15 protein-coding genes are annotated in these 18,936 nt (G+C 43.8%); 7 read left to right on the top strand and 8 right to left on the bottom strand.

The window, feature by feature from the left end; genetic code table 11:
• The first annotated feature begins 150 nt into the window (after window positions 1-150).
• From xseB to dxs, 3 genes are read left to right on the top strand one after another with little or no spacing between them, the layout of a single operon-like run.
• Window positions 151-393, top strand: coding sequence for an exodeoxyribonuclease VII small subunit (xseB, locus tag ACE1OE_RS07700; protein ID WP_102468809.1), 243 nt, complete (start codon window positions 151-153; stop codon window positions 391-393).
• Between the two features lie 20 nt (window positions 394-413).
• Window positions 414-1,298, top strand: a complete 885-nt coding sequence (gene ispA / locus ACE1OE_RS07695; protein ID WP_102468810.1) for a (2E,6E)-farnesyl diphosphate synthase — start codon at window positions 414-416, stop codon at window positions 1,296-1,298.
• A 22-nt stretch (window positions 1,299-1,320) separates the two neighbouring features.
• Window positions 1,321-3,186, top strand: coding sequence for a 1-deoxy-D-xylulose-5-phosphate synthase (gene dxs / locus ACE1OE_RS07690; RefSeq protein ID WP_372059488.1), 1,866 nt, complete (start codon window positions 1,321-1,323; stop codon window positions 3,184-3,186).
• A gap of 96 nt (window positions 3,187-3,282) precedes the next feature.
• Here the strand turns inward: dxs and gltX are convergent, their stop codons facing one another.
• Window positions 3,283-4,710 (bottom strand): glutamate--tRNA ligase, encoded by a 1,428-nt coding sequence (gene gltX / locus ACE1OE_RS07685; protein WP_449210630.1) that lies wholly within the window; start codon window positions 4,708-4,710, stop codon window positions 3,283-3,285.
• Between the two features lie 163 nt (window positions 4,711-4,873).
• On the opposite strand from gltX, the gene ACE1OE_RS07680 reads away from it, so the two are divergent.
• On the top strand, window positions 4,874-7,621 hold the full coding sequence (locus ACE1OE_RS07680; protein ID WP_449210691.1) for a heavy metal translocating P-type ATPase: 2,748 nt from the start codon (window positions 4,874-4,876) through the stop codon (window positions 7,619-7,621).
• 49 nt (window positions 7,622-7,670) lie between these two features.
• Window positions 7,671-8,117 (top strand): DUF411 domain-containing protein, encoded by a 447-nt coding sequence (locus ACE1OE_RS07675; RefSeq protein WP_102468813.1) that lies wholly within the window; start codon window positions 7,671-7,673, stop codon window positions 8,115-8,117.
• Between the two features lie 58 nt (window positions 8,118-8,175).
• Here ACE1OE_RS07675 and ACE1OE_RS07670 read toward each other — a convergent pair whose 3' ends face one another.
• Both ACE1OE_RS07670 and ACE1OE_RS07665 read right to left on the bottom strand, forming a co-directional pair.
• Window positions 8,176-8,937, bottom strand: coding sequence for an oligogalacturonate-specific porin KdgM family protein (locus ACE1OE_RS07670; RefSeq protein ID WP_449210629.1), 762 nt, complete (start codon window positions 8,935-8,937; stop codon window positions 8,176-8,178).
• Window positions 8,938-9,311: 374 nt separating this feature from the next.
• Entirely contained in the window at window positions 9,312-10,022 is a 711-nt protein-coding gene (locus ACE1OE_RS07665) for an oligogalacturonate-specific porin KdgM family protein (protein ID WP_449210628.1), read from the bottom strand.
• 550 nt (window positions 10,023-10,572) lie between these two features.
• On the opposite strand from ACE1OE_RS07665, the gene ACE1OE_RS07660 reads away from it, so the two are divergent.
• Entirely contained in the window at window positions 10,573-11,442 is an 870-nt protein-coding gene (locus ACE1OE_RS07660; RefSeq protein ID WP_449210690.1) for a TraB/GumN family protein, read from the top strand.
• 595 nt (window positions 11,443-12,037) lie between these two features.
• Here the strand turns inward: ACE1OE_RS07660 and cueR are convergent.
• The 5 genes from cueR to zipA form a co-directional block, all read right to left on the bottom strand.
• The gene (gene cueR, locus ACE1OE_RS07655) at window positions 12,038-12,424 is read right to left on the bottom strand and encodes a Cu(I)-responsive transcriptional regulator (protein WP_449210627.1); all 387 of its coding nucleotides are present in this window, start codon (window positions 12,422-12,424) and stop codon (window positions 12,038-12,040) included.
• A gap of 11 nt (window positions 12,425-12,435) precedes the next feature.
• Window positions 12,436-12,801, bottom strand: coding sequence for a DUF2799 domain-containing protein (locus tag ACE1OE_RS07650; protein WP_449210626.1), 366 nt, complete (start codon window positions 12,799-12,801; stop codon window positions 12,436-12,438).
• A 59-nt stretch (window positions 12,802-12,860) separates the two neighbouring features.
• Window positions 12,861-14,303 carry a multidrug transporter gene (locus ACE1OE_RS07645; protein ID WP_449210625.1) on the bottom strand — a complete coding sequence of 481 codons (1,443 nt, stop codon included), beginning with the start codon at window positions 14,301-14,303 and terminating at the stop codon, window positions 12,861-12,863.
• 484 nt (window positions 14,304-14,787) lie between these two features.
• A complete protein-coding gene (gene ligA / locus ACE1OE_RS07640; protein ID WP_449210624.1) occupies window positions 14,788-16,791 on the bottom strand; it encodes an NAD-dependent DNA ligase LigA in 2,004 nt (667 codons plus the stop codon).
• A gap of 77 nt (window positions 16,792-16,868) precedes the next feature.
• Window positions 16,869-17,903, bottom strand: coding sequence for a cell division protein ZipA (gene zipA, locus ACE1OE_RS07635; protein ID WP_449210623.1), 1,035 nt, complete (start codon window positions 17,901-17,903; stop codon window positions 16,869-16,871).
• A 184-nt stretch (window positions 17,904-18,087) separates the two neighbouring features.
• Between zipA and cysZ the strand changes: the two genes are divergently transcribed.
• A complete protein-coding gene (gene cysZ, locus ACE1OE_RS07630) occupies window positions 18,088-18,825 on the top strand; it encodes a sulfate transporter CysZ (protein WP_449210622.1) in 738 nt (245 codons plus the stop codon).
• The last annotated feature ends 111 nt before the right edge of the window (window positions 18,826-18,936 follow it).

Below are 18,936 nucleotides of genomic sequence, written 5' to 3'. Positions count from 1 at the left end.
CTAAGTTGCAATGAGTTGATGACAAAACACCGTCAACCTTGGTTAAAAATTGGCTAGCCACACATCTCTATTACATTTTTGACACCATTAGTTTGACCATCTGGCAAGGCTCCTGTAACGTTCGATCATTTCGGATAAAACAAGTACGTTATGGCGACGAAAAAACCAGAAAACATGTCATTTGAAGCAACAATTGACGAACTCGATCAGCTTGTCGAACAGCTCGAAAACGGCGACTTAGCCCTTGATGATGCCCTCAAAAAATTTGAACGCGGTATTGCCTTAGCTCGAGCCGGCCAACACAAGCTTACCGATGCAGAACAGAAAGTCAGCATTCTTCTTAGTAAGGACGATAACGCTGAGCTGCAAGATTTCCCTCAACAGCCAGAATAAAGTCAAAAGAGAGTGCCTACATGATCGAGACTTTGCAGTCTTATCAGACAAGAAATAACCAGCAACTCAATGCGTGGTTAGACACAAACCCATTCCAGCAGCAACGTCTAACCGAAGCGATGCGCTATGCGCTTTTGCTTGGCGGAAAGCGAGCACGCCCATTTTTGGTATACGCTACCGGTCAAATGCTCGGATGCTCACGTGAAGAGCTTGATACCCCGGCAGCGGCCATTGAGTGCATCCACGCCTATTCGCTCATTCACGACGACCTTCCTGCGATGGATGACGACGAGCTGCGCCGTGGTCAAGCCACTTGCCATATAGAATTCGATGAAGCCACTGCCATTTTGGCAGGCGATGCACTACAAACGCTTGCATTTACTATACTTGCAGACGGTATGATTGCTCCCAATGCTGAAGCCCAGCGTATAACCATGATAAAACAACTTGCCAGCGCCTCTGGAGCTGCAGGCATGTGTATAGGGCAATCGCTAGATCTAGAAGCAGAAAACCGCTTCGTTGGCATTGATGAGTTGGAACAAATTCATCGCCATAAAACCGGCGCTTTAATCAAGTGCGCGGTACAACTTGGTGCACTGGCGAGCGGTGAGAAAGGGTTGGCGGTTTTACCACAACTTGAAAAGTTTGCCGATGCCGTAGGGCTCGCGTTCCAAGTCCACGATGACATACTTGATGTCATCGGAGATACCGAAACACTTGGCAAGCCCCAAGGCTCTGATCAAGAGTTAAACAAAAGCACCTACCCTGCCCTACTGGGTTTGGAAGGGGCACAACAAAAAGCACAAACACTTTTCGAAGAAGCGCTTTGTGCTTTAGATGCGATCCCCTACAATACGCAATTACTTGAAGATTTCGCCCGATATGTCATCGAGCGCAACAATTAACAATACTAAGCGCTGAATTACTATGACACTTGATATTTCCAAATATCCGACACTGACATTAGCAAATACGCCAGAAGAGCTGCGTCTGATGCCTAAGGAGTCACTTCCTAAGCTCTGCGAAGAGCTACGGACGTATTTGTTAAATTCAGTTAGCCAGTCGAGCGGCCACCTTGCTTCCGGTCTTGGAACGGTTGAGCTGACTGTCGCCCTACACTACGTCTACAATACCCCATTTGACCAACTTATTTGGGATGTGGGACACCAGGCTTACCCACACAAAATCCTGACGAACCGCCGAGAAAAAATGTCGACGATTCGCCAAAAAGATGGGCTACACCCTTTTCCATGGCGAGAAGAAAGTGAGTACGACGTATTATCTGTCGGTCACTCATCGACCTCGATCAGCGCGGCGCTTGGTATTGCGATTAGTGCGCAAAAAGAACAACAAAACCGCAAGGTCGTGAGTGTAATTGGTGATGGTGCGATTACCGCAGGCATGGCCTTTGAGGCACTCAATCATGCCGGTGATATCCACCCTGACATGCTGGTTATCCTCAATGATAACGAGATGTCGATTTCAGAAAACGTTGGTGCGCTAAATAACCACCTAGCACAAGTTCTATCTGGAAGCCTGTACACCTCTATCCGTGAAGGCGGCAAAAAAGCCTTGTCGGGACTACCACCAATTAAAGAGTTGGTGCGACGTACAGAAGAACACCTAAAAGGAATGATCGTTCCTGGAACGTTATTCGAAGAGTTTGGTTTCAACTACATCGGCCCTGTTGACGGCCATGACGTGAATGAGCTAATCAAGACGCTAAAAAATATGCGTGAGCTGAAAGGCCCGCAATTTCTTCATATCATGACAAAAAAAGGCAAAGGCTATGAACCTGCGGAGAAAGATCCGATAGGCTATCATGGCGTTCCTAAGTTCGACCCATCGCACTCAAGCCTGCCAAAGAGCACGTCAAGCAAGCCAACGTACTCTAAAATTTTTGGTGACTTCCTTTGTGATATGGCGGCACAAGATCCTAAACTGATGGCGGTCACACCGGCTATGAGAGAAGGCTCTGGTATGGTTCGCTTCTCGAAAGAGTACCCTGAGCAGTACTTCGATGTTGCGATTGCTGAGCAACACGCGGTGACCCTGGCAACGGGCATGGCGATAGCAGGTAATCATCCTATCGTGGCAATCTACTCCACATTCCTACAGCGTGGTTATGATCAACTCATTCACGATGTGGCGATCATGAACTTACCGGTTATGTTTGCTATTGATCGCGCAGGTTTAGTGGGGGCTGACGGTCAAACACACCAAGGGGCTTTTGATCTCAGCTTCATGCGCTGCATTCCGAACATGGTCATTATGGCCCCAAGCAATGAAGATGAATGTCGTCAGATGTTATATACCGGACATATTCACAACGGACCTAGTGCAGTACGTTACCCTAGAGGCAGCGGCAATGGCACCACTCCTGAGAGTGTATTCACTGCCCTCGACATAGGCAAAGGTCGCATTGTTAAAGAAGGTCATAAGATCGCAATTTTGTCTTTTGGTACCTTCCTTGAAAGTGCACTCGTCGCTGCAGAATCATTGGATGCGACGGTCGCAGATATGCGATTTGTGAAACCTCTGGATGAGGCGCTGATTCGTGAGCTTTGTCAGTCTCACGATGTCATAGTCACGCTTGAAGAAAATGCAATTGCAGGCGGTGCTGGTGCTGGTGTGATTGAGTTTATGATGAAAGAAAAGCTTCTCAAACCTGTCCTCAACCTCGGTTTGCCTGATCGATTCATTGCCCAAGGCACCCAAGATGAATTGCATGCAGAGCTTGGTCTAGACGCCGCTGGAATTGAACAATCAATCCGTGATTATCTCACTAAGTAGTTAAGCTGATTAACAATTTAGTCTAAATATAGAACAAAAAAAGCCGCTGAATAATATCAGCGGCTTTTTTAATAACTACATCGTGTCATAAACGCATTACGCGTTCGCTTCACGCTCTGCAATAAACGCTAAGGCCATCTTGATGCGAGCGATCACGCGCTCTTTACCAACAAGTTCCATAACGGCATCGACAGATGGAGATTGACCACCACCGGTCACCGCAACACGCAATGGCATGCCAATCTTACCCATACCGATTTCTAACTCTTCGCATACCGCTGTAATGACATTGTCTTTGATGCTTTGGGTTGTCCACTCTTCGAGCGCTTCAACTTTTGCCAGCGCTGCTTCCAATGGACCTTTCGCTACACCACGTAAGTGCTTCTTCGCCGCACCCGCTTCAAACTCAGAGAAATCTTCGTAGAAATAACGAGACTGCTCAGCAAGTTCAATCAAGGTATTACAACGCTCACCCACCAATGTGATCACTTCTGTAATCGCAGGGCCGTTATCTGTCTTAATAGTTTGCTGGTCAAGGTGCCATTGCAGGTACTTAGCCACATACTCTGGTTCCGATGTCTTAATGTAGTGGTTGTTTAACCACAACAGTTTGTCCGTATTGAACGCAGATGCCGACTTACTGATCGCACTTAGACTAAATAAATTGATCATTTCTTCTTGGGAGAAAATCTCTTGGTCACCATGAGACCAACCCAGACGAATCAAGTAGTTGTTGAGCGCATTTGGCAGGTAACCTTCGTCGCGGTATTGCATAACTGAAACCGCACCATGGCGCTTCGACAGTTTTGCACCGTCATCACCCAGAATCATGGCACAGTGAGCGAACGTTGGGACCGGGGCGCCTAGCGCTTCATAGATATTAATCTGACGAGGCGTGTTGTTGATATGGTCTTCACCACGAACAACATGGGTAATGCCCATATCCCAATCATCGACAACCACAACGAAGTTGTAAGTTGGCGCGCCATCAGTACGACGAATGATCAGATCATCCATTTGGCTATTAGCAATCTCGATACGACCACGAATTTGGTCTTCAAAGACCACACTGCCTTCTTTAGGGTTGCGGAAGCGAATCACGCAAGCATCGCCTTCTTTAGCAGCAGCGTTAGCCGCAACAATTTTAGGATGATTTGCATCGTAACGAGGCATTTCTTTATTCGCTTCTTGTTCAGCACGAATCTCTTCAAGTAGCTCTTTAGGCGCATAACACTTGTACGCTTTATCTTCAGCAAGCAGGCGCTCAACGACTTCGTTGTAGCGATCAAAGCGTTTAGACTGGAAGTAAGGACCCTCATCCCACTCCAATCCCATCCACGTCATGCCTTCAAGAATCGCATCGACCGCTTCTTGAGAGTTGCGTTCTAGATCGGTATCTTCAATACGTAAAACGAATTCACCGCCTTGGCTTTTCGCAAATAACCAAGAATACAGTGCAGTACGTGCACCACCGACGTGAAGATAGCCCGTTGGGCTTGGAGCAAAACGTGTTTTAACCGTCATTGAAAGTACCTTGTTGTCAACTGCGCACGATGCTCGTCATCGTACGTTGCAAATTTTGGACGCCATTTTATCACCTTATATTAAATCTACAACGAATTGCTTGACCTTGCCCTTGCGTCAAGGTTTATGTTGTAACCTCACACCAAGGTTTTTGAGGTTTATGATGCATCATTATGTATTGGATTTATCAGGTCTGTCTTGCTCTCGCTGTGTCAACAAACTAGAGGCGGCGCTCAAGCAATCATTAAATGACATTATTATCCACTCGATCACTACGACACAATTGCAGGTTTCTTCCACATCACCATTGGCAGCGATCTACCCGATCATCTCCCAACTTGGTTACACCGCTAGTGAGACACTTCATTTCTCGCTCACTGGATTAAGCTGTGGCAAATGCGTCGCAAAGCTAACACAACAATTAGAGCAGCATGACGAACTGTCCATTATCCACCTCGATAAGTTGTCACTCATTGTTAGCCGCTCGAACCCAAACATCAATATTGCCGATATCGTGACACACGCTGGCTATCAAGCGACACTGCACACTGGCGATACGCTCGTTGATCATGGTGATGTACATGTCGATCAGGTATCAACGGTAGAACCGAAACAAAGCCACGACCGAGTGTTAACCTCACCCGCACCTCAGATTAACCACCAGAACCACACTACTGACGAGAATGACCGCAGTATTCAACTTCTCATCCAAGGCATGACTTGTGCCAGTTGTGTCTCTTCTGTTGAGCAAGCGCTCAAACAAGTGGATGGTGTCAACCAAGCGAGTGTTAACCTGGCGGAACAAAGTGCCATGGTATCGATAGAAAATGACAAAGATGCCGCCGCATTATTGATCCCAGCGATCGAAGAGGCTGGCTATCATGCGGAAATCGTTATCGACCTTTCATCAAGTCAAGCGACCCAACAACAGCGACTCCTTGATCATCAGCGGCACCAAAAGAAAAATACCATCATAGCGCTATCGCTTGGAGCGCCTTTGATGCTTTGGGGAGTACTAGGTGGCAATATGATCATTCGAAACCCTCAGGACCAAGTCGTGTGGGGCGTAATAGGTCTTGCGTGTTTATGGCTGCTTGCCACCGCTGGGCGTGACTTTTTTGTCAACGCCGCTAAAGCGCTAAAACATAAACGTGCCACTATGGATACTCTAGTGGCACTTGGTACTGGTGCGGCATGGTTTTATTCAACACTGGTCGTGATCAAACCCGATTGGTTCCCTATTCAATCTCGCCACGTATACTTCGAAGCAAGCGCAATGATTATCGGCTTGATTTCTCTCGGGCATTTTATTGAGGCCAAAGCAAAATCTAGAACAAATCAATCGCTTCAGGCATTAATGACGCTACAACCTCAACATGCTGTTGCCATTATCGACGGTAAAGATACGGTCCTCTCTATCGCAGAGATTACGCTGGGAATGACGCTGCGCATTAAGCCTGGAGAAAAAATCCCCGTAGATGCCTACGTGACGCAAGGAGAAAGCTATATTGATGAGTCCATGCTAACCGGGGAACCTATTGCAATATCAAAACAGCAAGGCGATATCGTTTCAGCTGGCACGCTCAACCGCAATGGAAGCTTAGTAGTGGTGACCACTGGAGTCGGTGCTGACACCAAACTGTCTAGAATCATCACCATGGTTCGACAAGCACAAAGCAGTAAGCCTGCTATCGCCAAATTGGCGGACTCCATTTCTGCAGTGTTTGTCCCTGTGGTGGTGGTCATCGCACTTGCATCCGCAATGCTATGGTTTTTCTTTGGACCAGAGCCTCAAGCGAGCTATATGCTTGTTGTCGCCACCACCGTGCTCATTATCGCCTGTCCCTGCGCGCTTGGCCTAGCAACCCCGCTCTCTATTACCGTAGGGGTTGGCAAGGCGGCTCAAGCTGGCATCTTAATAAAGGACGCCGACGCGCTCCAAAAACTCAGCAAGGTTAAAGCCGTTGTGTTTGATAAAACAGGGACCCTCACTATTGGCAAACCGACGGTTCAACGCGTATTTCTATTTGGTCTTTCAGAGCCGGAGCTCGCGACGCTTGTTGTGCCGCTAGAACACCGCTCAGAACACCCATTAGCGAAAGCGGTCACACAGTATTGGGAACGTATCGATACAGCGGTAGACGTCGAGAGATTTGAAAATATTCAAGGGAAAGGCGTTTCTGGCGACATTCTCGGAAAGTCTGTGCTCATCGCCTCCCTTAATCATATCCAATCTATTGGTATTGAAACGTCATCAATTAAACCGGCGTTAGAGCATAGCCGGAGACTGGCTTCTACACCGGTGATTGTTGTCGTTAACGGTCAAATTCAAGCCGTGATTGCCATCGCCGACGAAATAAAACCGGAAGCAAAACAGGCTATCGACGCGTTAACGGCGAATGGTATCCATACTGTCATGCTCACCGGGGATAACCAGCACGTAGCCAACACTGTCGCCGAACAAATTGGTGTCGCACAGACCATAGCAGAGGTGTTACCTGACGAAAAAGCCAATCATATTAAGCAGCTCAAAGCACAATACGGCAGCGTCGCAATGGTCGGGGATGGTATTAACGATGCCCCCGCCTTAGCCGTAGCTGATGTCGGTATTGCGATGGGCTCGGGAAGTGACGTCGCCATTGAGAGTGCCTCAATGACGTTACTTAACAGTAACCCCAACGCCATAAACTATGCGATTGAACTCTCGCGAGCAACGGTAAAAAACATCAAGCAAAACCTGTTTGGTGCATTCGTTTACAACTCACTCGGCATTCCTATTGCCGCCGGCGCATTGTATCCATTGTTCGGTTTTTTACTCAGCCCAGTCTTTGCCGGCGCGGCGATGGCACTGTCATCCATCACCGTTGTTACCAATGCCAATAGACTCAGACGCTTTAAAAGTAAGCACTGATCGGCTTATTAAACCCATAAACATTACGATTAATAATAAGGAACTTACTATGTCGACTCCATCACGTTTGATACAAACTCTGACATTATCAATGGCGATGTTCACTGGTACAGCACTAGCAACGAACGTACTTACTTACAAATCTCCTTACTGTGGATGCTGTAAAGAGTGGGTAAAGCACATGGAAGACTCAGGGTTTGACGTTTCAGTGGAAGAGCACAAAAACATGAACCCTATCAAGCAAAAATTCGGTATCACGCCTGAGCTCGCATCATGCCATACCGCCGTTATCAATGACTTTGTATTCGAAGGACATGTTCCCGCCGAAGACATCCAGGCGTTTCTCGATAACCCACCTAAAAATGCAAAAGGGTTAGCGGTACCGGGTATGCCTCTAGGCTCACCCGGTATGGAGTACGGCGATAAAAAAGACGCGTATGAGGTCTTGGCTTACAATGAAAAAGGGCAAGTATTTAGCTATCGCTCTTATCCATAACACTCGTTATTAATTAACAAACAAGACCCAATATTTCTGAAGTATTGGGTCTTGTTCGTTAAAAGTTATATTTCGCCCCCACCACAATCGCATTATTCGTCACCCCAGAACGGTAATAAGCGTGGCGAAAGTTACCTTGGTTTTTGTATTCAAAATAAGGCTGAAATGCATATTTGGTTAACGTTAAACGAAACTCATGATCCATCGAGTTATCCGTGTACGGGTACCAAGGATAGTAAGCTCCCCCCATATGGTAAACATTATTGTAATGAATCTTTATTGGGTGAGTTTTAAATTGATAAGCAATTTTGTTATCAAATCGATAATCCATATCAGGCTTATACCCCCATTTATCGTGCTTGGCGTACACCTCAATTCGAGTACGATGACTCAACGATACCCCCTCATCAAAATCATAACCCACTTTAAACAATGGACGGTATTGCATCGTCTCACCCAATTGCATTAAATGTTCATAACCCGCTCCCAGCCAAAAATTGTCCGATAACACGAATTTCTGTTCAATACCTAATGTTGTCAATGGCGCTCTTGCTGAATGTCCATAATAAACATCATGATGACTATGATGGTGGTCACTATGTGGGGTTGCCCCTAGTGGAATATCTTCAACTTTAAAGCGTATCGTTGTATCGGTATCGAAGGTATGCCCAGCCTCCATTTTTGCCGTAACTTTAGAGTCATAAAGGTAGGTGCTATTAAATTGAACATTACCTTCGATATAGGACGATGAGGCATACAAAGGTAACGAATAAATCAGAAAACAAAACCACAGGGTTACATAGCGAAAATAAATGTGCACAACAATATCCTTACATGCTGAAATTTGGTGAGGATAGTGCCGAGAAGATAGCCGAAGAGCAAATGGAGATAATGTCAATATTAGGACAGAAGAAAAACAATCAAACAAAATATAATTAGACTAAAATCAAAAGGTTAACAAAAGCTAAAGTACCACTTTGTCAACGTACTTTGATGAATAATCTAGGGGCCGACAAGCCACTAACAATAACGACCATAATTTAAGCGAAACATACCTAATAAAGTTCAGATAAAATTATCCAAAACTTTCATAAAAGATATGACGACCTATTTAGACTAATCATTTAATAGGTAAAAAAAAGGCCCCTGCCGGGACCTTTACACTATGGAAATATGAACAGTTTTATCGTGGTCTTAGAAACCGTATGAAGCACCAATCAAGAATGCATTGTTAACTTTGCTGCTACCATCTGGGTTTTCTAGACCGTGTGCTTGGCTACGGAACTCTAAATAAGGCTGTACACCGCTACGAGTCCATGTTGCGCGAAGCTCGTGGTCCATTGTGTTAACTTTATCTGCACCATTTTGGTCTTTGTCACCAGCTATAACATAAACGTTGTTATAAGACAGTGCTAAAGGAGTCTCTGAGAATTGGTAAGCGATTTTGTTATCTAAACGAACATCAGTATCAGACTGACGAGTTTGACCGTCTAATTGATTGTTGATATGTACACGAGTACGGTTGCTTAGAGACAGACCATTGTCGAAATTATAACCTACTTTCGCCAATGGACGGTATTGAATAGTATCACCGTTTTGGAATAGGTTGTGGTAACCAACGGCAAACCATAGGTTATCTGTTGCATTGAATACTTGTTCTACACCAATAGTTGTAGCAGGAAGTGGGCTAGTACCAGCTTCAGTTTTGCCAATTGGAATCGCATCAATTTCCATCAGAACAGTCGTATTCGTATCAAACGTATGACCAGCTTCTAAAGTCGATGTCTGTTTTGCTCCCTGTAAGTAACTATCGTGAAACTGAATGTTACCAGTTACGTAAGAAGAACCTGCAAATGCGCTGGTAGATGCTACTGCTAGTGCGGTTAGGGCGAGAACTTTTTTCATTATGAATACCTATTTAGTTATTTGAGTGACCGCTTATCTTGCCGTCTTGATTCATTGCCTCTTTGGCTTGGGAGCAATTTAACGACAATTAATTCGCGCAAACAAATAAACACTTCATTTTAGTGATCATTCGCACACTAAAATAACAAAATAAATATAAACACTTTAAAATCAACCCCTTAAATTAAAAACCTAAACCTAAAAAAACTCATTAAGAAAACACACCATGATAGAAATCACAGAAACATCGGCGATTTTCCGCCACAAACACAACGAAATAAGTAATATGACGCGTTTCTCGCTATAGATAAGGTTAGAAATGTGATTTAGATCTTGTAATTTAGCTTTTTAACTTAGTTAATTCTTACCGTTAATTATCGAAGAGAATCAAGAGGATCACCAGTTGCCAATCGTCTCGAGCACAGGCACGAGTAGGAATAACGGTCTTCATCAAATCTAGTACTTGCTCCGAATCTTTCTTTCAAAGAAAATAAACCCACTAATAAGGTTGCAATGACAGTGACCATGAAGGAGATGAATCTTGTTGATTATGGATCTAAAAAAATGGTGCTTTGTTTTATTTGTCAGCGGTATATTTAATGCGCAAGCAGAACCATTGGTGTGGAAAGCATCGAAGGGACCGCAAACCTTTTTTATTATCGGTACCGTACATCTAGGTAATGCTTCAATGTATCCCCTACCTCAAGTATTGATTGATAACCTAATGAGTAGTGATGCCGTTGTTATTGAGGCCGATTTAACAGAACCAGTAACAATGCCTACCGCCACTAATCACCAATCACTCAAGTCCTCACTCAATAGCAAAGAATTCGCGCAATTAAAGAGGATAGCGACCAACTCAGGGATGAACGTCGAAACAATAACAGCATTAGCGCCGTGGCAAGTCGCTCTCGTACTACAAAATCATCAGTTTCAAAGTTTAGGTTTTCATTCCGATTATGGTGTGGACAGTACTATCGTAAAAATGGCGACGAAACACGATATTCCCGTTCACGGATTAGAATCCCTTCAATTCCAAATCGACTTGTTATCGAAGCAAGAGGATGACGGCGTCAATATGCTTAAGCAAACCCTGACTGAATGGGATGAAAGCGGTCAGAATGTCGAGTGCTTGATTGAGTCCTGGAAAATGGGCGATATTCAGAACTTAAATCAACTACTCGACGAGGCCTCCAAGGATGCTAAATTTGAACAAGACTTTATTGTAAATAGGAATTATGACTGGGTTGAGAAGCTCAATTCAGATCCGGTATTTTCTAGTGGCACGTTTACGGTTGCTGTGGGGACACTTCATCTTGTGGGGCAAGAGAGTTTATTAAACCTGTTAAAAAAAGCTCAATATCATGTCAAGTTACTTACTCTCCCTAAGAAGTCGCATTGTAAGATAGAAATGGAGTAAGCACGTCTCAAATATGAGACATCGCTTTTCATAAGTGTTCAATAAAATTAAAAAAGTCACAATATAAACAAAGTAGTTAGAATTAGTTTCGATAGTCAGCGTCTATATTATTGTAATTAATCTAGTTAATATAAGATTATGTTAGAAACAAAGTAAGGTAAAATGACGACTATCATTAGAGTAGATAACTTTAACCAAAAAACAAAGTTAATAAAAATACAATTAAAACAACAAGTTAACATTTTGCATTTAATAAGGAAACACACTTAATTATTATTAAAAAATTTTAAATATAAAGTATTTTTTTGATCTTTACGCATATCCAATCATAATAACAATCTCTAGCAACAATATATCAAGGTATTAATATGAAATTCATTATGATTGTATGTGCAAGTTTTTCTCTGATGATATCAGCCCCTTCCGTGGCAAATTCTGGCAATGGGGGAGGAAAAGCATTTGGAAGCGGTGTGAAATGTGAAATGACAAATGGGCAAGTCCAACATTTACCTAGAGAACTTTGCATTGCTTATGGAGGCAAGGTACTAAACATGTAATATCACAATAACCTCTAGAAAGATTAAGCTTTACTTTTCTAGGGGGCTTTAAGATTACTCATGATTGGACACTCTTTTGAATCATTTCCAGGACACTGAGATACCCATAACTTTAATGTATCTCGCATCGTGGTTAAGTCTTGAATTTTTGATTCAATTTCAGCAATTTTACTTTCAGCTTTTGCTTTAACCTCAGAACTTTTTAAATCACGACGTTGATAAAACGTCACTAAATCTTGGCAGTCATCTAAAGAGAACCCCAAACGTCTCGCACTAGCAATCATTATCAAAATATCCAACTGTGTTTGATCGTAAGTCCGGTATCCATTGTCTGAACGAGATGTGTTAACTAGCCCTTTCAATTCATAGAAACGAATCGACTTGGCCGTTAATCCCGTTTTGTTCACCACTTCACCAATATTCATCACGTCTCCTATCAACGCATGCTATTACCTTTTCCTATAAATACCTGCCAACCACGCTGCCACTCGGCACGAATTAACAGTTCATTACGAACACCTTCACATTGGTTTGAGTATTTCCGTCCGCTTAGACCTTTATCGAATGCTTGAAATGGGTCACAAAACAAACTCTTCCCGTAAGAATAACCTTTATGAAAAGCAGATTCATTAAAATCACCTTTTTTTTCAAAATGTTCGATTGAGGAGCCGTAATCTTGTATCCCGACTTCTCCAATTCTCTGTCCCTTTTTATACCAATATTGCTCGACTGTTATTGGTTCAGACGTGCAGGCGGTTAATAGTAAACTAACTATACATAACTTTAATTTTGTCAGTTTCATTATAATCCTCGTTCAAAAAAGCCGAGCTACAGCTCGGCCTAATTTAGTTTTGGAAAAGGTTACTTGACGCCAAACGGAATAGTTAACATCAGTTTAAAATCTTTTTCATCTTGGAAGAGATTAGAATATGCCTCCCAGTTGTTTGCATTGGTATCATTATAGTACTGCGTCCAGTAAAATGAGATATTTGCATCAGCTAGTGCACCTTTTTGAATGGCATAGTTAGCAAATAAGCTATAAGCGTATTCTCTCAAGTCATCAATGTCAGCGCCTGACGCTTTTTTAGCATCCGTTGACGACCCAAAACCACCAGCAGCGCTTATACCAGCACTAAAACCATTACCACCAATATCTGCAAAATCACGTGACATCGATAAGAAACCCGCTACTTCACCATCATGGTTAAAGTCAGAGCGGTTGTTCCACCACACATCATAGGCACCATTGGATGCACCGTAGTTTTTAGTTAGACGGTATGCCATATTCCCGACTGTACCATCATCCCCTTTAGCATCTGCGCTCGTATAGGTTGCTTCCGCTCTGAAAGAATACTGACCAAACGCTTTAGATGACAAGAAAGCGGCTTGGAAAGCAGTACTATCATATTGTTCGTTATCATCTACTACATATAATTGAGGAGACCAGTAAAAACCGCCCTCAGTAGTACCTTTTACCTTAAAGTGTGCGTTCTTACGGTTACCCTTACTCAGACCACTGAATGCGCCATCAAGCAAAATGCCATTCGACAATGTATAACGAGCACCGACAGAATATGCTTCACCCGCATCTTCACCATCTGTTGTTTGAAATCCATATGTCTTCTTGAACCATGGTGCTTTATATTCATCGGCATAAGTTAGGCCAAGGGCAAGATCACCAAACGTACCACCAATTTGGGCGCCACGATATGTACCAGGAGCAAACGACCAGTTAACGCCTAGTGCGCCAGGGACATATGGCTGGATATAACCTGCATTTGCTGTCACATTATCGCCAAATTTAAACTTTAAATTTGCAGTTGCAAATGACACACCATTGTCATTACAACTTGAATTCCACTTACTCGGAGTTCCTGATGGGTCATCTACCGGTGCACAAGAGTCTGGCACGGTACTGTCCCCGTATGGGCTTGATGTATTCCAGAAATTAAACTCATGATCTGGTGAAGCATTTTGCCACATATCAAACGTGCTATAGATGACAATATCTGTACCAACCACATCTCCAACATAGCCTGAATTAAACCCTAAGTTCGCAAAAATTGAACCATGGTCTAGGTTTGGATCGTACGAACCATCTTCCCCACTGTCGCTTACACTTCCTACTCGATCACGTTTCCGCATAAAGAAGTTCAAGTTACCACTTATGGTCGACTCTTCAAAAAACTGTGTCACCGGCTCACTGTATTCCACACCGATCGGATCTGCTGCCATTACTCCACCAGTAAATACGGCTGTAGATAATGCTGCTGCCACTGCTGATACTTTAAACATTTTTTCCATGGAATAAACTCCTAAAAATGGATATAGCTGTTTTTTTAATATTTCGCCTTAAGTTGGCCGCCGAAGGGAAATATTTCCTTTTAATTTTAGCAATCAGTTTACGCTGATTAATTTCCTGTCTACACCGTGTGCATCCATATCCACAAGACTAACTTTGCGACAAAAAATATCAATTAACTGTTTACTTTCCCTATAAAAAATAGGAGGCACCGCAAACTTTTACCTCACTTATTGATGAAGGTCTTATTTTTTACATCAAAAAAACAAAAAAACTTTAAATCCTCAATTATCAACAACTTAGTTAAAATAAAAAACAGAAGAAGGTGACATGCCTCGCACTGGTTTTTTATTTCATGGCCATCAACAAATAAATTAAACCTTGATCACAACATTATTAATATAAATAACAACGAAAAATAACCTTGAAGTCACTCGCAAAAAAAAGGACCTCAAGAGAGGTCCTTTTTAAATTCAGAATAAATGTCTATGGTATTAAATCTATCAAATCTTGTTCTGTTTTAATTTCAACACCGAGCTCTTGAGCTTTCGCTAATTTTGAACCGGCATTATCACCAGCAAACAATATATCGGTTTTTTTTGAAACACTACCAGTGACCTTAGCACCCAATGCTTGCAATGCGGCTTTTGCATCACCACGGTTTAATTGCGATAGTGATCCCGTCAGCACTACGACCTTCCCTAGGAGCGGCTGTGGTGTATCTTCACTCGGGAGTTCAACATCAGCCCAATGAACACCTGCCTCAATAAGCGAAGCGATAACATGACGATTTGATTCAGCTGCAAAGAAGAAGCGAATATGCTTCGCGACAATCTCACCGACATCTTGAACGTCGATCAATGCCTCATGACTGGCATCAATAATGGCATCCAGTGTCTTAAAATGCGCCGCGAGATTTGCCGCGGTTGCTTCCCCAACCTCTCGGATACCGAGAGAGTACAAAAAACGAGCCAGCGTGGTTTCTTTGGATACCTTGAGTGCAGTCACTACATTTTGAGCTGACTTAGGTCCCATCCGCTCGAGTACGGTGAGTACGCCTGCTGACAACTTGAATAAATCCGCCGGTGTTTCCACCATTTCTTTGTCAACAAGCTGTTCAATAACTTTGTCACCGAGTCCATCAACATCCAAGGCCTTGCGTGACACAAAGTGTTTTAAAGCCTCTTTTCGTTGCGCTTGGCATACTAATCCTCCAGTACAACGAGCTACCGCTTCCCCCTCTATCCGTTCGATCCCAGACGCGCATACTGGGCATACTGATGGGAAAGTGATAGCAGAGGCGCTCTCAGGACGTCGCTCTGGTACAAAAGCAACAATCTGTGGGATCACGTCCCCTGCTCGTCTCACAATAACGCTATCACCTACTTTCACACCAAGGCGTTCAATCTCATCCGCATTATGCAAGGTGGCATTGCTAACGGTGACACCGCCAACAAAGATTGGTTCGAGTTTGGCAACAGGTGTAATCGCACCAGTGCGCCCAACTTGAAACTCAACACTATTAAGTGTTGTGATCTCTTCTTGCGCAGGGAACTTATAAGCAATCGCCCAACGAGGCGCCCTCGCAACAAAGCCTAACTGCTCTTGTAATGAGATATCGTCGACCTTAATGACCACGCCATCAATCTCATACGCTAACGCATCACGTTTATCTGAAATCGCTTTATGATAGGCCTTCACCTCTTCGATATCTTTCACGCGTAGCGTTTCCGGCCCCATAGGAAAACCCCAAGACTTAAGCTTAGTGAGCCTATCGAAATGACTTGGTGGTAGCTCAGCACCTTCTACAACACCAAGGCTGTATGCATAAAAGCTGAGAGGACGAGTAGCCGTAATGCGCGAATCAAGTTGACGTAAGCTCCCTGCTGCCGCATTACGCGGGTTAACAAACACCTTATCGCCTTTCTTTGCCGCTAATGCATTCATTTTGTCAAAGCCGGCCTTAGGCATAAACACTTCACCACGCACCTCTAAGCGGGCAGGCACGTCATTTCCTTGCAGTTTCAGTGGAATTGCGCTGATTGTACGGACATTTTCTGTAATATTTTCACCCGTCGCGCCATCACCACGTGTCGCAGCTTGCGTCAGTATTCCGTTTTCATACATTAAGCTCACTGCCAGCCCATCCAGTTTCACTTCGCAACAATAGGCCCCAACATCAATACGATTAACACGGTCGGCAAGACGTTTATTAAAATTCTCTAGGTCTTCATCAGAGAAGGCATTATCCAAAGACAACATTGGAATCTCATGCTTCACTTGGGTAAATCCGTCTAATGGCATACCGCCAACGCGTTGGCTTGGAGAGTCCACTGATACCCACTCTGGGTGCTCAGTTTCAATGGTCAGCAACTCCTGCATCAAGCGATCGTATTCCGCATCGGGAATGGCGGGCATATCCTCCACATAATACTTTACTGCGTGATGGTGCAGTTGCTCTTTTAGTTCATTTAAACGTTGCTGAGACATGTTTTCTATCCTGATTGTACTGATAAAAAAGGCTCCTATTAGTAGGAGCCTTTTATTACTAATAAATAATGGTGGTGCTACGCACCGGATTTAGCGCGGCTAAAATCTTGAATCTGTTTTTTGTAGGCATCAATACGTGATGGTGTCAGTAAATTGCGCTGATCATCTAACACGTTGCCACTCACATCGTCCGCTATTTGCTGGGCGGTTCTCAACATAAGCTTGAAATTTTGTTCCGCTTCACCAAAGCAAGGAAGAGTCATGAAGAAAGAAATACCTTTAGTAGTAAAAGTATCAGGATCATCATGATGCAGCGTACCGGGTTGCATCATATTCGCGACACTAAATAATACCTTACCGGTCCCCGATAAATCAGCATGACGGTGGAATATGTCCATATCGCCATAAATAAGCCCGTTTTGACGCATGCTATCAAACAATTTCGTGCCTACGAATGGTTCACTGCCTGCACAATGTACGTTCATAACGATGACCTGCATGGCAGGCTCTTCTGGTTCCTCAACCACGGGTTCAACCGGCTTGCTCGTTGGTGATGCCACGACCTGATCAGCCGAGTGAGGCTTATCATCTAGCGCCACACTACTTTCAGCCAGCGACGTGTTCTCTTCAACCACCGACGCATTTTCAACGCGCGCATAGGCGGGCTTATCGAAATCGTTTTGATCAATATCAGTAGAGCTAAAGGTAACCGTTGGCTCTAGAGGCGCGATTTCTTCCACCGACTCTTTCGCACTAAACGAAGGAATATCGTCTGATTCAACGCTAGGCTCGACAAATCCGGGCGCTGTGTCATGCCTCGTCACCTCATAATCACGCTCATTGTGATCACTGACATCATCAAGAGGATCAAACGCAGGCGTTTGTTGGCTTAGACCGAAATCAGGTTCCGTTCTTACCTTACGTACAATCTCAAAATCATCTTCTGGTGCGACATACTGATCATCGTCATCAGATTTTTCATCAATATTACCCAGAGGTCGATCACCAAACTTCTTCTGACCTTCCTTTTTGCTTGACCATAAGCCATGAAACAACAGCGCCGCTATGGCTAAGGCACCGACAATAATGAGTACGAATCGCAATTCCTGCATTGTTTGCTCTCAATGTTATAAAAATAGTCCTTATCGAAGTGCCAAAACACTCCCAACCATCTTACTTTACCAAAACTCTACCTATTATTAGAACACCTTAGTATAAGAAGTTTGTGATTTCCTTAGACCTTTTTTGTTATAGTCGCCTTTCTGCCCCTCAAAATGACTACAAAAGGAGCTGAATTTGAACAAGGCTACTACCGGATTTGGTTATTTCTACCAAGGTTTCCAGCTTGCTTTTACGCCAGGCATTCGTCGCTACGTCATTATGCCTTTACTCGCGAATATTTTATTGGTGGGATCGGCAATGTATTATCTGTTTGCCAATCTGAATGTGTGGATTGAGGATTGGATCGGCGCCCTTCCCGAATTCTTATCGTGGCTGAGCTATATACTATGGCCTTTGCTCACGCTCACTATCTTAGCAACGTTCTCGTACTTTTTTAGCACCCTCGCAAATTTCATTGCTGCGCCGTTCAATGGGCTCCTAGCGGAAAAAGTGGAAGAATCACTAACGCAACAGAAAGTATCCGATGATGGCATCATGAGTATGGTGAAAGATGTGCCACGTATCATGGCCAGAGAATGGCGCAAACTGCGCTACGTCTTGCCCAAAGCCATTGGGCTTTTCCTTTTGCTGCTTATTCCAGCACTTGGACAGACCGTCGCGCCATTCCTTTGGTTTATTTTTACCGCGTGGATGCTGGCAATCCAATACTGTGATTACCCGTTTGATAACCATAAAGTCCCATTCAATGACATGCGGTTATCGCTAAAACGGAAACAAGGTAAGAGCTACACCTTTGGTGCCATGGTTGCGTTATTTACATCGATTCCAATTTTGAATCTTTTTGTCATGCCGGTTGCGGTGTGCGGTGCCACAGCCATGTGGGTACAGGAATTTAAAGACCAGCACAAATAACCACAGCGATTTAGCCTCGCTATCGTATCTTCGAATATAGCTAGGGTCTGTTAGGTAAAGAGGATTCAGCCTCTTTACCTAACCTCTGCTTCGAACTTAACGTTTGATGGA

This window comes from Vibrio sp. E150_011, from assembly GCF_053544015.1.
This window is presented reverse-complemented; position numbering and strand designations above follow the sequence as displayed.

Coding starts and splice junctions, on each gene's coding strand:
- xseB (WP_102468809.1), top strand. CDS start 151: ATGGCGACGAAAAAACCAGAAAACATGTCATTTGAAGCAACAATTGAC.
- ispA (WP_102468810.1), top strand. CDS start 414: ATGATCGAGACTTTGCAGTCTTATCAGACAAGAAATAACCAGCAACTC.
- dxs (WP_372059488.1), top strand. CDS start 1,321: ATGACACTTGATATTTCCAAATATCCGACACTGACATTAGCAAATACG.
- gltX (WP_449210630.1), bottom strand. CDS start 4,710: ATGACGGTTAAAACACGTTTTGCTCCAAGCCCAACGGGCTATCTTCAC.
- ACE1OE_RS07680 (WP_449210691.1), top strand. CDS start 4,874: ATGCATCATTATGTATTGGATTTATCAGGTCTGTCTTGCTCTCGCTGT.
- ACE1OE_RS07675 (WP_102468813.1), top strand. CDS start 7,671: ATGTCGACTCCATCACGTTTGATACAAACTCTGACATTATCAATGGCG.
- ACE1OE_RS07665 (WP_449210628.1), bottom strand. CDS start 10,022: ATGAAAAAAGTTCTCGCCCTAACCGCACTAGCAGTAGCATCTACCAGC.
- ACE1OE_RS07660 (WP_449210690.1), top strand. CDS start 10,573: ATGGATCTAAAAAAATGGTGCTTTGTTTTATTTGTCAGCGGTATATTT.
- cueR (WP_449210627.1), bottom strand. CDS start 12,424: ATGAATATTGGTGAAGTGGTGAACAAAACGGGATTAACGGCCAAGTCG.
- ACE1OE_RS07650 (WP_449210626.1), bottom strand. CDS start 12,801: ATGAAACTGACAAAATTAAAGTTATGTATAGTTAGTTTACTATTAACC.
- ACE1OE_RS07645 (WP_449210625.1), bottom strand. CDS start 14,303: ATGGAAAAAATGTTTAAAGTATCAGCAGTGGCAGCAGCATTATCTACA.
- ligA (WP_449210624.1), bottom strand. CDS start 16,791: ATGTCTCAGCAACGTTTAAATGAACTAAAAGAGCAACTGCACCATCAC.
- zipA (WP_449210623.1), bottom strand. CDS start 17,903: ATGCAGGAATTGCGATTCGTACTCATTATTGTCGGTGCCTTAGCCATA.